The organism is Amycolatopsis dongchuanensis, assembly GCF_039542405.1.
GTDB classification, from domain to species: Bacteria; Actinomycetota; Actinomycetes; order Mycobacteriales; family Pseudonocardiaceae; genus Amycolatopsis_E; species Amycolatopsis_E sacchari.
On the sequence record NZ_BAABIB010000052.1, the window covers coordinates 1 to 15,130 of the forward strand.

The 15,130-nt window shown below is 71.2% G+C and carries 11 protein-coding genes; 4 read left to right on the forward strand and 7 right to left on the reverse strand.

The window, feature by feature from the left end; genetic code table 11:
- Nucleotides 1–140 precede the first annotated feature (140 nt).
- The gene (locus ABFX51_RS10935; RefSeq protein ID WP_091516797.1) at nucleotides 141–374 is read right to left on the reverse strand and encodes a hypothetical protein; all 234 of its coding nucleotides are present in this window, start codon (nucleotides 372–374) and stop codon (nucleotides 141–143) included.
- Nucleotides 375–424: 50 nt separating this feature from the next.
- Entirely contained in the window at nucleotides 425–1,723 is a 1,299-nt protein-coding gene (gene ftsY / locus ABFX51_RS10940; RefSeq protein ID WP_346053653.1) for a signal recognition particle-docking protein FtsY, read from the reverse strand.
- Between the two features lie 139 nt (nucleotides 1,724–1,862).
- On the opposite strand from ftsY, the gene ABFX51_RS10945 reads away from it, so the two are divergent.
- Both ABFX51_RS10945 and ABFX51_RS10950 read left to right on the forward strand, forming a co-directional pair.
- The gene (locus tag ABFX51_RS10945) at nucleotides 1,863–3,035 is read left to right on the forward strand and encodes an anhydro-N-acetylmuramic acid kinase (RefSeq protein ID WP_346053654.1); all 1,173 of its coding nucleotides are present in this window, start codon (nucleotides 1,863–1,865) and stop codon (nucleotides 3,033–3,035) included.
- A gap of 9 nt (nucleotides 3,036–3,044) precedes the next feature.
- The gene (locus ABFX51_RS10950) at nucleotides 3,045–4,589 is read left to right on the forward strand and encodes a sodium:solute symporter (RefSeq protein WP_346053655.1); all 1,545 of its coding nucleotides are present in this window, start codon (nucleotides 3,045–3,047) and stop codon (nucleotides 4,587–4,589) included.
- Between the two features lie 7 nt (nucleotides 4,590–4,596).
- Here the strand turns inward: ABFX51_RS10950 and ABFX51_RS10955 are convergent, their stop codons facing one another.
- Nucleotides 4,597–5,493 (reverse strand): SDR family oxidoreductase, encoded by an 897-nt coding sequence (locus tag ABFX51_RS10955; protein WP_346053656.1) that lies wholly within the window; start codon nucleotides 5,491–5,493, stop codon nucleotides 4,597–4,599.
- Between the two features lie 110 nt (nucleotides 5,494–5,603).
- Here ABFX51_RS10955 and ABFX51_RS10960 point away from each other — a divergent pair, with 110 nt between their 5' ends.
- Together ABFX51_RS10960 and ABFX51_RS10965 are read left to right on the forward strand one after the other, a co-directional pair.
- Complete coding sequence (locus ABFX51_RS10960; protein ID WP_346053657.1) at nucleotides 5,604–6,224, forward strand: TetR family transcriptional regulator; 621 nt, start codon at nucleotides 5,604–5,606, stop codon at nucleotides 6,222–6,224.
- 223 nt (nucleotides 6,225–6,447) lie between these two features.
- Nucleotides 6,448–6,888 carry a DUF6292 family protein gene (locus ABFX51_RS10965; protein WP_091516784.1) on the forward strand — a complete coding sequence of 147 codons (441 nt, stop codon included), beginning with the start codon at nucleotides 6,448–6,450 and terminating at the stop codon, nucleotides 6,886–6,888.
- On the opposite strand, the gene ABFX51_RS10970 is transcribed toward ABFX51_RS10965, so the two are convergent.
- From ABFX51_RS10970 to ABFX51_RS10985, 4 genes are all read right to left on the reverse strand, one after another.
- Nucleotides 6,846–9,359, reverse strand: coding sequence for a glycoside hydrolase family 172 protein (locus tag ABFX51_RS10970; RefSeq protein WP_346053658.1), 2,514 nt, complete (start codon nucleotides 9,357–9,359; stop codon nucleotides 6,846–6,848). The two genes, ABFX51_RS10965 and ABFX51_RS10970, sit on opposite strands and share 43 nt — an antisense overlap.
- A 160-nt stretch (nucleotides 9,360–9,519) precedes the next feature.
- The gene (smc, locus tag ABFX51_RS10975) at nucleotides 9,520–13,116 is read right to left on the reverse strand and encodes a chromosome segregation protein SMC (protein ID WP_091516781.1); all 3,597 of its coding nucleotides are present in this window, start codon (nucleotides 13,114–13,116) and stop codon (nucleotides 9,520–9,522) included.
- A gap of 87 nt (nucleotides 13,117–13,203) precedes the next feature.
- Nucleotides 13,204–13,500 (reverse strand): acylphosphatase, encoded by a 297-nt coding sequence (locus ABFX51_RS10980; protein WP_346053659.1) that lies wholly within the window; start codon nucleotides 13,498–13,500, stop codon nucleotides 13,204–13,206.
- A 179-nt stretch (nucleotides 13,501–13,679) separates the two neighbouring features.
- Nucleotides 13,680–14,279 carry a hypothetical protein gene (locus tag ABFX51_RS10985; RefSeq protein WP_091516777.1) on the reverse strand — a complete coding sequence of 200 codons (600 nt, stop codon included), beginning with the start codon at nucleotides 14,277–14,279 and terminating at the stop codon, nucleotides 13,680–13,682.
- Nucleotides 14,280–15,130 lie beyond the last annotated feature (851 nt).

The following is a 15,130-nucleotide window of genomic DNA, read 5'->3' on the forward strand; positions in this document are numbered from 1 at the left end:
GGTCTGCCCATCCGACGCCTACCAGCGAGGTGGTCGTCGATCTTGACGTAGAGTGCGGCGAGAAGGGTGTTCAGGTCGGTCGTCACAAACTGATCTTGAACACCCTTCGCCCGTCTTCAACTACCGCCTCGACTTACGCATTAATCGTCTAGGGGTTCTTCGCCCGCAGCGATGTCCATGGCGTCGTCGAGGCCCGCTTCGTATCCTTCGATGCTGTTCGACCCCTGGATGGCGCGGGCCAGCGACACCCGGCGCAACGAACCCACCCAGCGGCGCGGTTCGGCCAGCTGGTGCCGCAGGTTCGTCTTCAGCTCCTCGACCTGGTCGAGAACGTCCAGTTCCCGTCGGTCGAGGTCAGGGGCCACGAACAGCATGTCGGATATATTACCGACATCGTGTCGGTTTGTATTCGAATTACCGACACTCAGCCCAGCAGGGCGTCCACGAAGGCTCCGGGTTCGAAGGGGGCCAGGTCGTCGGGGCCTTCGCCCAGGCCGACGAGCTTCACGGGCACTCCGAGCTCCCGCTGGACCTGGAACACGATCCCGCCCTTGGCGGTCCCGTCGAGCTTCGTCAGGACGATGCCCGTCACGTCGATGACCTCGCGGAACACCCGCGCCTGCGCCAGCCCGTTCTGCCCGGTCGTCGCGTCGAGGACGAGCAGCACCTCGTCCACCTTCGCCTGCTTCTCGACCACGCGCTTGACCTTGCCCAGCTCGTCCATCAGGCCGGTCTTGGTGTGCAGCCGCCCCGCGGTGTCGATCAGCACGGCGTCGACCCCGGCCTCCGTCCCGCGCTTGACGGCGTCGAACGCCACGGCCGCCGGGTCGGCGCCCTCCTTGCCGCGCACGACCTCGGCGCCCACGCGCTCCGCCCACGTCTGCAGCTGGTCGGCCGCCGCCGCGCGGAACGTGTCCGCCGCGCCCAGCACGACCCTGCTGTCCTGCGCCACGAGCACCCGCGCGAGCTTGCCCGTCGTCGTGGTCTTGCCCGTGCCGTTCACGCCCGCGACCAGCACGACCGCAGGCTGCTTCTGCCCGTCCACGGTGTGCGGCAGCGCCCGCACCGCCCGCGGCGCCTCCGTCTGCAACGCCTCCGTCAGCACCTCGTGCAGCAGCGTGCGCGCCTGCTCCGGCGTCCGCACCCCGCGCGTGATGATCTCCGCCCGCAGCTTCTCGACGATCTCCGTCGTGGTCGCCGCGCCGAGGTCCGCGACCAGCAGCGTGTCCTCGACGTCCTGCCACGAGTCCTCGTCCAGGTCACCCGCGCCGAGCAGGCCCAGGAGGCTCTGCCCGAACATCGACCGCGACTTCGACAGCCGCCCGCGGAGCCGCTCCATCCGGCCCGTGGCCGGGGCGATCTCCTCCTTGACCGCAGGCTCGGGCTCGGCGACGACCTCCGGCTCCGGCGGCAGCTTCACGTCCACGATGCCGCGCCGCGGCGCGTCCCTCGGGACGGAGGCGTCGTCGCCGACGCCCGGCTGGCCGTCCACCTCGGTGCGCTCCCCCGCCGGGTGCGGCGGCGCCTCCTCGCCACCGGGCGCGAGCGCGATGCCGCCGCCCGCCTGGTAGCCCCCGCCTCTCGGCTTGGTCTCCCTCTCGACGCGCGCGGCCTCGCGCATGCTGATCCGCCGCCGCCGCGCCACGGTCAGGCCGGTGACCAGCGTGATCGCCAGCAGCACGACGACTACCAGGATGATCCAGAACCAGAGGTTGCTCGACACGCCGCCATCCTCGCATCCATCGGGCACCGACCGGGAACGCCCCGGGTTTCCCCACGTCCAACCAGGCGGAAACTCGGTTCGGACAAGAAGTCACGACATGTCTTGCAATCCGGTGAGAAATGGACTAGACCACTCCTCCATGGGTGAACGCGTGGCCGGCCTGCTGTCCGGCACGTCGGTGGACGCGATCGACGTGGCGGTGGCCGACCTGCGCCTGGACGGCGACGAGGTGGTGCTGACCCCGCTCGGCGCGCGCGAGCTCGCCTACCCCGGCGATCTCCGGGAAGACCTGCTCGCCGCCCTGCCGCCCGCGACCACCACCGCCGAAGCGCTGACCAGGCTCGACACCCGCGTCGGCCAGGCTTTCGCCGACGCCGCACAGTCGGCGCTCGACCGGTTCGGCCCCGCGGACCTCATCGCCTCGCTGGGTCAGACCGTGTTCCACTGGGTCGAGGACGGCCACGCGCTGGGCACGCTCCAGCTCGGCCAGCCCGCGTGGATCGCCGAACGCACCGGGCTGCCCGTCGTCGCCGACCTGCGCGTGCGCGACATCGCCGCGGGCGGGCACGGCGCCCCGCTCGCCAGCACCCTCGACCGGCTGTGGCTGCGAGACCTCGCCGAGTCCTCCGGGAAACCCGCCGTGGCGCTGAACATCGGCGGCATCGCGAACATCACCGTCGTCCGGCCGGACGGCGAGACGACGGCCTACGACACCGGTCCCGGAAACGCGTTGCTCGACCTCGCCGCCGCCCGCACCACCGGGAAGCCCTGCGACGAGAACGGTGCGCTCGCCGCGAAGGGTCGTGTCGACGAAGACCTCCTGCGCCGTCTGCTGGCCGAGCCGTACTACGCCGCCCCGCCGCCGAAGTCCACCGGCAAGGAGCTGTTCCACAGCGCCTACCTCGACGAGTTCCTCCCGCACGCCGAGCCCGAGGACCTGCTGGCCACCCTCACCGAGCTGACGGCCCGCACGGTCGCCGACGCCTGCCGCGGCGCGGGCACCGTCGTCGCGTCCGGTGGCGGGGTCGAGAACCCGGCGCTGATGCGTGCCCTCGCCGCGAACCTCGACGCCCGTCTCGTCACCAGCGACGAGCTGAGCCTGCCGCGCGCCGCGAAGGAGGCGTACCTGACCGCGCTGCTGGGCTGGCTCACCTGGCACGGCGTGCCCGCGAACGTGCCGAGCGCGACCGGCGCCCGCGCGCCACGCCTGCTCGGCAGCATCACGCCCGGCGCCGGACCGCTCGCGCTGCCCGCGCCACACCCCGTGGCGGTCACTCGTCTGCGGGTAGCGGCGCCCCGCCGGGAAGAGTAGGAGAGACCAATGCATCCCGTGGACCTGGCGATCATCGTCGTCTACCTGGCCGCGATGCCGCTGCTGGGTGTCCTGGTCGGGCGCCGCCAGCGGTCGGCCGCGGACTACTTCATCGGCGAGCGCAGCCTGCCGTGGTGGGCCGTGTGCTTCTCGATCGTCGCCACCGAGACCTCGACGCTGACGGTGATCAGCACGCCGGGCCTGATCTGGGCGGCGTCGGGCAGCTACAACGGCCTGACCTACCTGCAGCTGCCGTTCGGCTACATCATCGGCCGCACGCTGGTGTCGTTCGTGCTGCTGCCGCGCTACTTCAAGGGCAGGCAGTCCACGGCGTACCAGTTCCTCGGCGAGCGGTTCGGCTCGGCCATGCAGGGCGTGTCGTCGGTGGCGTTCATCGTGACGCGTCTGCTGGCCGAGGGCGTGCGGCTGTTCGCGGGCGCGATCCCGATCCAGGTGATCCTGTCGCACTACGGGCTGCACACGCAGTACTGGCAGATCGTGGTGGTGCTGACCGCGCTGACCGTGGTCTACGCGCTGGTCGGCGGCATCAAGGCGGTCGTGTGGGTGGACGTCATCCAGCTGACCGTCTACGTCGGCGCGGCGATCGTGGCGATGATCGTGCTGGCGGGGAAGCTGCCGTCCGGCTGGGCGTCGCGCGCCTCCGACGCGGGCATCTTCCGCGTCTTCGACTTCAACTTCGACGGGCTGCACCTGCTCACGAGCCAGTACGCCTTCCTCACCGCCGTCGTCGGCGGCGCGATCTTCACGATGGCCTCGCACGGCAGTGACCAGCTGATCGTGCAGCGGTTCCTGGCCTGCCGCAGCATCGCCGACGGCCGCAAGGCGCTGATCGGCAGCGGTGTCGCGGTGACCATCCAGTTCGCGTTGTTCCTGCTGATCGGCGCGATGCTGTGGGCGCACAACGGGTTCCGCAACCTCAAGGAGCTGGGCGTCAAGAGCAGCGACGACATCTTCACCGGGTTCATCACCAGCGAGCTGCCGGTCGGCGTCGCGGGGCTGCTGATCGCCGCGATCCTCGCGTCCACGATGGGCGCGCTCGCGTCGGCGCTCAACGCGCTGTCCAACTCGACCGTGGCCGACCTGTACCAGCGGTTCACCAAGCGCCGCCCGGAGGACTCGAAACTGCTGCGGCACGGGCGGATCTGGACGCTGGTGTGGGCGGTGGTGTTCGCGGTGTTCGGCTCGCTGTTCTCCAGCCGCAACAACCCGGTGATCGAGCAGGGCCTGTCGATCACGGGCTACACGTACGGCGCGATGCTCGGCGCGTTCTTCCTGGGGCTGTGGGTCAAGCGGGCGCGGCAGCTGGACGCGGTGATCGCGTTCGTGGTGACCGTCGCCGTGATGGCCGTGGTGGTGCTCGCGGTGAAGATCCCGCCCGCGCCCGGCGCGAAACCCGTGGTGCTGGCGTTCCCGTGGTACACGCTGCTCGGGGTGCTGATCACGCTCGTGGTCGGCGGTGGGCTGTCGCTGCGCCACCGCACCGCCGACCCGAACGCGACCGAGACCCGCGAGCCGGAGCCCGCGGGCTCGTGAACCGCCGTCATCCCACCGCGTAGGCACCCGCGGCGAGGTCCTCGAGCAGCGTGGGGCCGGTGGGCGTCCAGCCGAGGAGCTCACGCGTCGCGGCGCTGGTCGCCGCGAGGTCCGTGCCGAAGAACGTGCCGAGCCAACCGAAGTGCTCCTGGACGTCGGCCGGGTCGATCGACGTCACGGGGAGGCCGAACGCGCGCCCGATCCCCTCGGCGATCTCGCGGGTCGGCACGCCTTCCTCGGCGACAGCGTGCAGGCGCACGCCCGCCGGGGCCTTTTCCAGGCCCAGTGCGACCAGCCGTGCGGCGTCACGCACGTGCACCGCGGCCCACCGGTGCGTGCCGTCACCGACGTAGCCGGAGACGCCCTTCTGCCGGGCGATCGCGGCGAGGGCCGCGATGAACCCGTGGTCGCCGGCGCCGTGCACGGTCGGCGCGAAGCGCAGGCTCGCGGACCGCACACCGCGGTCCGCGAACCCCAGCGTGAGGTTCTCGCTGCCACCACGGGGTGCATCCGGGCCGTGGAACGGGGAGGGGTCGTCCTCGGTGGCGGGCCTGCCCTGGACCACGCCCGCGAAGCCCGCGGCGACCAGGAACGGCCGCCCGCTGTCCGCGAGCGTGTCGCCGATCGTCTGCACCGCGGCCCGTTCGGCGGCGTTGGTGCCGGCGAGGTCGGACCAGTCGTGCTTGTTCGCGAGGTGGATCACGGCCTCGGACTCCCGTGCCCCGAGCCGGATGCGGTCGAGGTCGTCGAGGTCTCCGCGCAGGACGCGGGCCCCCTTCGCCTCGACAGCGGCGGCCGAGGCGTCGGACCTGGCCAGCCCGGTGACCTCGTGACCGGTGGCGAGCAGCTCCTCGACCACCGCGGAGCCGATCCACCCGGACGCTCCGGTGACGAAAACGCGCATGAGCCTGTTCTCCTCAGGGCTCGAAGTTCAGTGATGTCTGCGACTGACGTCAGCCACAGACATCACTGTACGCCGCGAAGTCAGTGACTGCCATCACTACACTCGGAGGCATGGCGCGTTGGGAGCCCGGAGCGGCGGAACGGCTGCAGCAGGCAGCACTCGAACTGTTCGCCACCCGCGGGTTCGAGCAGACGACCGCGACGGAGATCGCGCGGTCGGTCGGCCTGACCGAACGCACGTTCTTCCGTCACTTCAGCGACAAACGCGAGGTCCTCTTCCACGGGCAGCAGGACTTCGCCCGTGCGTTCCTCGACGGTGTGACCGGCGCACCACCGGACGCGTCACCGATGGAGGTCGTCGCGGCCGGTCTGCGGTCCGCGTCCTCGTTCTTCCCCGACGAACGCCGGCCGTACTCACGGCTCCGGCAGTCGGTGATCGATCAGAACCCCGCGTTGCGGGAGCGCGAACGGCACAAGCTGGCGAGCGTCGCCAAGGACGTCGCGGCGGCGCTGCGCGAGCGCGGCGTCGACGAAACCGCGGCCACGCTGGCCGCGGAGTCGGGCGCGACGGTGTTCGGGATCGCGTTCACGCAGTGGATCCGCGAGGACGAGCAGCGCTCGCTCGCCGACATCGCGGCCGAGGTGCTGGGGGAACTGCTGGCGCTGGCCCGTCAGTCGGCCGGCGCCGAGAAGGGCGCGTCGAGGTCCTGCTCGCGGACGGGCGCCGGGTAGACCACCGGCTCGTCGTCCGTGCGGTGGCTGAACAGGGGCTGGTCGGCCGGATCGGGTGCGGTCAAAGCGGAACTCCTCGGAAAAGCGCAGGGCGGCCCGGGAGGAACCCGGCGAGCCGCGAAAGGGATCGGACGGTACTCCACACCGTGATCCGGTGGTCCGTCCTCCCCCACCGTACGCGCAAGCAGGGCGGCGGCGCGAGCATCCCCCTAAAGTGAGAGCCATGGACCACACCGACGCCACCCACGAGCTCGGTCAGGGCCTCGCCGGGTACGTCGAGTCGATCGCCGCCGCGCTCGACCTGCCCGAGCAGGGCACCAGCTTCGAGATCAGCGACACCGCCACCGCCTACGTGGCGCTCCGGCGGACGCCGCAGCGGCCCGGCGAGGACCTGATGCTGGTCTGGAGCGAAGGCAGCGGGTGGGCGGTGGCCGTGGAGACCGACCCGGGCGCCCAGCCCAGGGTGCTGGCCTACCTCGGCGGCGAAAACCCGGTCCCCGCACCGGAAGTGGTGGCCGCGTTCGTGCGGGACGTCCTCAGTGGACGCCGCGGCCCCGGGACCCGGCCGGTGTTCAGCACCGACGGCAACCGGCCGGATCTCGCGGAGCGGCTCACCCGCGATCAGTCGGCGGGCGGCGTGAGCGTGTGGGAGAACACCGAGTAGCGCGCGCCCGACCACGCCGGCGCGCCCACGACCGGTTCGAGGCGCACCTCCACCGAGGAGCGGCCCGCCGTGAGCGCCGGTGGCAGGTCGAAGGAGTCCTCCAGCCAGCGCGAGTACGTGTTGCCCAGCGGCTGGTACCACTCCCCCGCCGGCTGCCCGTCCACGAAGACCGCCGCGTGCTGGAAGGCCTTCGACTGGTCGGACAGGCGCCGCAGCCGCACCCCCTGGTTGCCCTGGTCCACGCGGGCGGTGAAGGTGACCGTGCCCGTGGTCGTCGCGACCGTGCCGTCGACCGGCGCACGGTCCGCCTTGCCCTCGAAGGTCGAGGTCAGGGCCGTCCGCGTCTCGCCGGGGGCCGAGTAGCCGTGGTCGAGGCGGGACCCGTCGTCGGCGAGGTCGATCACGTCGGACCGCTTCAGCGACGGCTGCGCCTGCCCGTACCAGTACGCCGTGGAGCTGTAGTCCGCCGGCATCTGCGACCGGTTACCGTGCTCGATGTCGAACTCGACCCCGGCGCCGAACGGCACCGCGTCCCCGATCATGAGCCGGTACGCGTTGAGGCACACGTACTGGCAGCCGTCCGTCCCGTTCTCGTGGCTGACGAGCCCCGCCTGCGGCATCGCGTAGGGCACGCCCTCCACACCGCCGTCCCGCGCGTCCTGGAAGTACCAGCCGGACTCGTAGAAGTCCTCCGAGCCCGTGCCGTATTCGATGGGGCTCGCCGTGCCGTCCGGATAGACGCGCTCGTCGCCTTCGAGGAAGTTCATCTGGTGCACGGGACCCGGTGGGATGTGCCCGCGCATGCTCGTCGTCACACCGTAGAACAGGCCTCGCCCCTGCGTGTTCAGGAAGTTCCAGTCCTGCCCCGTCACGGTGTCCCCGCGGTGCTGCGTGGCGTGGAAGTACCCCAGTTCGCCACGCGTCAGGCCGTTCGAGACGGACCCGTCGGGCGCCGCCGTGACGGCGAGGTCGCCCGCGCCGACCGGCACCTGCGAGGTGTTGACCAGCTCGACGACCGCCCGCTGCCGGTAGGGCATCGGCCACCACGACGTGAAAGCGCCGTCCTCGGTGGTGTCGATCGAGTGCAGGAGCGTCCGCGACGCGTACTTCCCGAGCCCGGAACCGAAGAACTCACCGACGGGAGCGTCCACAGTGGTCTGCCCGTCGAAGGTGATCCGCAACCGCAGCCCGTCCAGCACCGCGTCGGAGGCCGCGACCTGCCCGGCGTCGGTGGCGTAGCGGAAGTTCTGCAGCCCGGCCCACGTCTGGCCGGTGATCCGGTAGCCGTGCACCGCCTCGTCGCTCGGGTGGTTCGGCCCGACGTCCATGATGTCGGTGCGCACCCACTCGCCGCCGATCTTGCTGTGGATCTCGTACCGGAACTCGTTGACGTCCAGAGCCGAGGACACGAAGGTGCTCGCGATCCGCACCGAGGAGCGGTGGGCGGTGAACGCGGCGGGAACGTCGATCGTCTGCTCGGCCCAGCTCCCGCCGGGGGCGGCCGCGCCGCTGTCCCACTCCCCCGCCTGCCGGCCGTCGACGGTCACGCTCGCCCGCTGCTGCGCGATTCCGGCGTCGTAGCGGCGGGTGATCCGCACCCCCTCGTTGGCGGGGGAAATGCTCGCGGCGAAGGAACTCCCGCCTTGCGCGAACGCCCGACCGTCGTCGTACACCGCGGGCGCGGCGACCACCTGCGGCAGGCGCAGCGCGAGCTGGTCGATCCGGCCAGGGCCGTTCACCGGGAGCGTGACCGCGGCGCCGGGCGCGAGCGCCACCGCCGTGTGCTGCGTCCGCGCACCGGGCGCGGCGGGCTTCGGGTCGCGCACGCCGTAACCCCGCAGCCGCTGCAGGACGTCGGTCGCCTTGTCGGTCGGGTCGAACGTGCGCACCCCCGTCGCGTCGGCGAACTGCCGGTAGGCGACGTGGTAGAAGTGCGGGTTGTGCTCGGTGGTGACCCGCATCGAGTGCGTGTAGGGCATGGGCACCTTGATCACCGCGCCGCCCATCGTGTCGGCGCTGTTGCCGACGAGCGGCCACACGAAGGGCGCGCCGCGCTTGCCGTCCACGATGTCCTGCAGTGAGCCGGAAAGCACCGTGCGCCCGTCGAGCTCGACCGTGATCCGGCCGATCGGGGCGACGGAGTTCGAGGCGTAGGTGAACCAGATCGACGAGATTTCCCCGGGCGCGAGCGATTCCGCGATCACGCACCCGTCGTCGTCCTGGCGCAGGCAGGAATAGGTCCCGTTGAAACCGTCGTCGTTGTTCCCGGTCCGGTCGAAACTCGAAAACTGTTTCAGTTGGGCACCCGGCCGCAGCTGCGCCAGCGCGGACATCGTGCGGTAGGTGTCCCAGCCGACGGGGCCCTTCGGCAGCGCGGGCGGCGGCGCCGCGGAGGCGTGGCCCGGCACGAGCAGTGCGAGCACCAGAACAGCAATGGCGACCAGGGTTTTCCTGTGCACGACAGTGGGCACGGCGGGGGCTCCTGCGCGGCGGGGACGGGGCGGGAAAACGTTTTCCGACGGTAGGGCTCGGCCGACGACAGCGTCTAGAGCCACCCGGGTGGTTTGAACCAGCACGCAGCGTGAGTACCCGTGAAAGATTTTTCACGCCGCCCCGATCGGGCGTATTCCGTCAGGAAGCGGTTTCGACCTTTTCCTCACGCAGCCGCTGCGAAATGACCTTGGTGATCCCGTCGCCCTGCATGCTCACGCCGTACAGCGCGTCCGCGATTTCCATCGTCGGTTTCTGGTGCGTGATGATGATCAGCTGCGACGAATCGCGCAGCTGCTCCAGCAGGCCGATCAGGCGGCGCATGTTCGTGTCGTCCAGCGCGGCCTCGACCTCGTCCATGACGTAGAAGGGCGAGGGGCGGGCGCGGAAGATCGCGACCAGCATGCCGACCGCGACGAGCGACTTCTCGCCACCCGACAGCAGCGACAGCCGCTTGACCTTCTTGCCGGGCGGGCGGGCTTCGACGTCCACGCCGGTGGCGAGCATGTCGTCCGGCTCCGTGAGCACCATGCGGCCCTCGCCACCGGGGAACAACACGGAGAACACGGTCTCGAACTCGCGCGCGACGTCGTGGTAGGCGGACGTGAAGACCTCCAGGATCTTGTCGTCCACCTCCTTGATCACCGTCAGCAGGTCCTTGCGGGTGGCCTTGAGGTCCTCCAGCTGCGTGGACAGGAACTTGTAGCGCTCCTCCAGCGCGGCGAACTCCTCCAGCGCCAGCGGGTTGACCTTGCCCAGCGTGGCCAGGTCCCGCTCCGCCCGCTTCGCGCGGCGCTCCTGGGTGGCCCGGTCGTACGGGATCGGCGGCGGCGCCGTCACGGACTCGCCGCGCTCGCGGGCCTCCTCGTACTCGGCCATCTCGGCGGCGCCGGGCGGCACCGGCACGTCGGGGCCGTACTCGGCGACCAGGTCCTCCAGGCCGATGCCGAAGTCCTCGGCGATCTTGGTCTCCAGCTGCTCCAGGCGCAGCCGCTGCTCCGCCCGCAGCACCTCGTCGCGGTGCACCGCGTCGGTCAGCTTCTCCAGCTCGCCGGTCAGCTCGCGGACCCGGCTGCGCACCTGCGCCAGCGCGGTTTCCCGGCCCTGGCGCGCGGCCTGCACCTCGTCCCGCTCGGCCGCGGCGCGCTGCACCGACTGCTCGATGCGCTCCAGCGCCAGCTCACCGGCGTCGACCACCGCGGCCGCGATCGCCGCACCCTTCGCCCGCTGCGCGCGAGCGCGTTCGGCGCGTTCCCGTGCCTGCTGCTCGGCGTGCGCGGCGCGGCGCAGGGACTCGGCCCGGCCCGCGATCCCGCGTGCCCGCTCCTCGGCCGTGCGCAGCGCGAGGCGCGCCTCGACCTCCTCCTGGCGGACGACGGCCAGCTCCTCGGCCATCTGGTCGCGCTCGGTGGTGTCCGGGTCCTCGTCCACCGCCTCCTCGGCGACGGCGGACAGCCGCTCCTCCAGCTCGGCGAGCTTCTCGACCGCTTCCTGCCTGCTGCTCTCGACCTTCGCGCGCTGCTGGTGCAGGCGCGTCACCTCGGCCTCGGCCGAGCGCGCGGCCTGCTGCAGCCGGTTCAGCCGCTCCGACGAGCGGGCCTTGCGGACCTTGGCCTCGTTGAGCGCTTCCTTGACCTGGCCGACTTCCTCGCGGCGGGCCTGCTGCTCGGCGCGGGCGCCCTCCAGCTCGGCGGCCGTGCGCTCCAGCAGGCGCTCGGCGGCGAGCAGGCGGTCCTGCGCCTCGTCGACCGCGGCCTGCACCTCGATGACGCTCTCGCTGCGCGACGAGCCACCGACCGCCCAGTGCGCGCCGAACACGTCGCCCTCTTCGGTCACCGTGCTGACCTCGGGGTGCACGGCGACGAGCCGGCGCGCGGTGTCCAAATCGGACACCACCGCGATGCGGTCCAGCGCGCGCTCCACCGCGGGACGCAACGTTTCCGGCGCCGTGACGACCTCGCGGGCCCAGCGCGCACCCTCCGGCAGCGACGGCCACGACGAGGTGTCCACTGTGTACTCCTGGCCGCCGAGCAGCACGCCTGCACGGCCGGAGTCGTTGTCCTTCAAGTACTTCAGCGCGGCGAGCGCGTCCTCACCGCCCTGCACGGCGACGGCGTCGGCGACCGGGCCGAGTGCCGCGGCGAGCGCGACCTCGTACCCGGGCTCGACGGTGAGCAGCGCGGCGACCGAGCCCAGCAGGCCCGGCAGCTGGTCGGACGCGCCGAGCAGCGCGCCCGCGCCGTCCTTGCGGCGCAACCCCATCGACAGGGCGTCCACGCGGGCCTTCTCCGACGCGATCTCGCGCTCGGCGGACCGCTCGGCCTTCACCAGCTCCTCGACGCGGGCCTTGGCGGCGTTGTTCGCCTCGACCGCGCGGTCGTGGCGGGCCTGGAGCTCGGCGTCGTCGGACTCCTCGACGCCGCCCTCGGCCTTCGCCTCCTCCAGCTCCTCGACGGCGATCTCGGCGCGGGCCGCGGCCTCGTCGATCGCGGCGGTGAGGCGCTCGATCTCGTCGGCGGTGGCGCCGTTCTTGCTGCGCAGCGCCTCGACCTGGCCGGTCAGCTTCGCCAGCCCCTCGCGGCGGTCGGCGATCGCGCGGACCGCCGCCATGTGGGCGCGCTCGGCCGCCTGCACCGCGTGCTCCAGCTGCTCACGGCGCTGCACGGTCTCCGACAGCATCGCCCGCGCCTGCGCGACGGCCTCGTTCAGCTCCTCCTCGCGCATCGCGACCTGCTCGGCCTCGGCGAGCAGCTCCTCCGGGTCACGCCCGGTCTGCTGCGTCTCCACGTCGGACGACAGGTGCCGCTGGCGCTCGACGGCGAGCCGGACGGTGCCCCGCAGGCGCTCGGCCAGCGCGGACAGCTTGTACCAGGTGTCCTGCGTCTGGGCCAGGCGCGGCGCGTCCTCGGCCAGGAGCGCTTCGAGCTGGTTCTCCTCGGCGCTGACCAGCTCCAATGCCTGCTCGACCTCGGCGCGGCGGGCGCGGGCGGTGGCCTCGTCGGCCTCCTCCTTGGCGATCGCGGCGCGCTGCGTCACCAGGTCGTCGGCGAGCAGGCGCAGGCGCGCGTCACGCAGCTCGGCCTGCACGGACTGCGCCTTGCGGGCGATCTCGGCCTGCTTGCCCAGCGGCTTGAGCTGGCGGCGCAGCTCGGCGGTCAGGTCGCCGAGGCGGTCGAGGTTGCCCTGCATCGCGGTGAGCTTGCGCAGCGCCTTTTCCTTGCGCTTGCGGTGCTTGAGCACACCGGCGGCCTCCTCGATGAAGGCGCGGCGCTCCTCGGGCTTGGATTCGAGGATCTGGGACAGCTGCCCCTGGCCGACGATGACGTGCATCTCGCGGCCGATACCGGAGTCGGACAGCAGTTCCTGGATGTCCAGCAGGCGGCACGAGCTGCCGTTGATCTCGTACTCGCTGGCCCCGTCGCGGAACATGCGGCGCGTGATGGAGACCTCGGAGTACTCGATGGGCAGCGCGCCGTCGGCGTTGTCGATGGTCAGCGTCACCTCGGCGCGGCCGAGCGGGGCGCGGCCCGCGGTGCCGGCGAAGATGACGTCCTCCATCTTGCCGCCACGCAGGTCCTTGGCACCCTGCGTGCCCATCACCCAGCGCAGCGCGTCGAGCACGTTCGACTTGCCCGAGCCGTTCGGCCCGACGACGCAGGTGATGCCGGGTTCGAACCGCAGGGTGGTCGCCGAGGCGAAGGACTTGAAGCCCTTCAGCGTCAGACTCTTGAGATGCACGTTGGCGGGGACCCCTCCGGTGCTGCGAACCTCTGCCGGTCGGTTGAGTCTACCGAGGCGCGGGCGGCGGCTGCGGGAGGCGCGGCGTCACTTCTCCACGAAGCCGGTCAGGCCCCCTCGGGCGGGCGACCAGTGCTCGACCACCTGATCCACACTTCCGGGTGAGGATGACGAACGGAGCGCGACGACAAGCTGCTCACAGTGATCCTTGGGCCCCTCCGCGACGACCTCGACGCGTCCGTCCGGCAGGTTCGCCGCGCTGCCCACCAAGCCCAGTTCGAGCGCGCGGCACCGGGTCCACCAGCGAAAACCGACACCCTGCACCCGGCCGCTGACCCACGCGGTGAGCCGCACCGCTTCCTGTTCCGCAGTCACGGCTCCCATCGTGCCGCACCGAAATGACTGCGGACAGTTAACGGTGAGCGCCGCGCAGCTCGCACTCCGTTAACCGTCGGTGCTAACCTGCCCGTCGCGTCCACCCGCCTGGGCTACTCCGCCCGGGCAGGACAAGCCGAGATCTCTCAGCAAGGAGCCACCATGACCCAGTCCGGGTCACGTTCGGGTCAGCGCGCCGAAGTGGCGCCCCCACGCGATTCCGCGTCTCGGACCAAGCGCAGCGGATACGTCCTGCTGGCGGTCAGCGGGGTCGTGCTCGCCACGGCTTTCGGCGGCATCGCGGAGCTGTCGTCACCGTCGATCGTCGCCGGCGGTGATCTGAAGGCCGGCAACGCGAACTCGTCGTCCGGCCCGCAGCTGATCCCGGGCAACCCAGTGCCGGGCACACTGACGGTCGCCGGTTCCGCCCAGCCCGACCCGGCGACGTCCCCGACGGCGGTCGTCACGGTCGGCCCGGACGGCAAGCCCGTCGTGACGATCCTCCCGGCCCCCGGCTCCGGTGCGAACCCCGTCGTCCTGCCGCCCGGCACCCCGATCCCACCCGGCACGTACATCCCGCCGGGCACGCAGATCCCCCCGACGAACCCGATCACCCCGACGGACCCGACGAGCCCCCCGCGTGACGACACGTCGACCAAGCCGCCGACGAGCGGGCCGTCCAGCAGCTCGCCGACGAGCAGTTCCAGCAGCCCCACGCACTCCACGACGCCGAGCAGCAGCTCGTCCGAGCCGCCCGCGAGCAGCTCGACCAGCACGACGACGAGCACCCCGGACAGCTCCTCGTCCAGTGGCGGTTCGGAGACTTCCGGGCAGGGGTGAGGGCCGTAGGCCCGAGCACAGCCACCCCGAGAGTTGGCTGATCATCCCGTCGCCTGATACCGGTGGATCACTTTGAGCCAGGGCCGCAACATGCGCCGGGACCGGCGGCCGAAAGACCAAAGCTTGCGGCTCTGGGTCAAAGTGATATGCACAAACCGCAGGCGACGGGATGATCACTCAACTCGCCCACCCACCCAAAGGTGAGATCCCTTTGGGCCCCCAACATCCTGGAGCCTGCCCGCCGGCCAATACCGCTAAGTTAGTACGTTTTACCTGGTCAGGGCGTTACCGGAGGCTCTGTTCAGTCGTTCCCGCCGGTTAGGCGGTTCTCCACTTGAGACAGTCGCCGTTGCGGTTGAGGGGAATCTTCAATTGAGGCAACTGTTCTGTCGGGGTGTGACCGCTCTGTGGGCGACGCCTCCAAACGCCTCTGAGCTGCGGAAACTCGCCTAAACTTAGCGGTATTGCCCGCCGGCGAGGCGTTTCTTTTTTCCCTGGTCGCCTGAGAGCCCAGGCACCGGGGTCCACCGGGCGTGGCCGCCCTGCTCGAGCGGCCCCTCCCCCGCCCCATCCCCTTGATTGTTCAGCAGCTGGGGATCGAGGCGGGGGAGGAGCGGGGCGTGGGGCCGCTCGCGTTCGCGTCGCCGGGTGCGGTGTGTGGGTGGTGCGGCGCGGTTTCTTAGTTTTCGAATCTGTAGCCCATGCCCGGTTCTGTGAGCAGGTGTTTGGGGCTGTCGCGCGTCAGACTTTGTGGCTCAGGGGTTATGTAGGTTCCTGAGCAGGAGGTATGACGATGAGC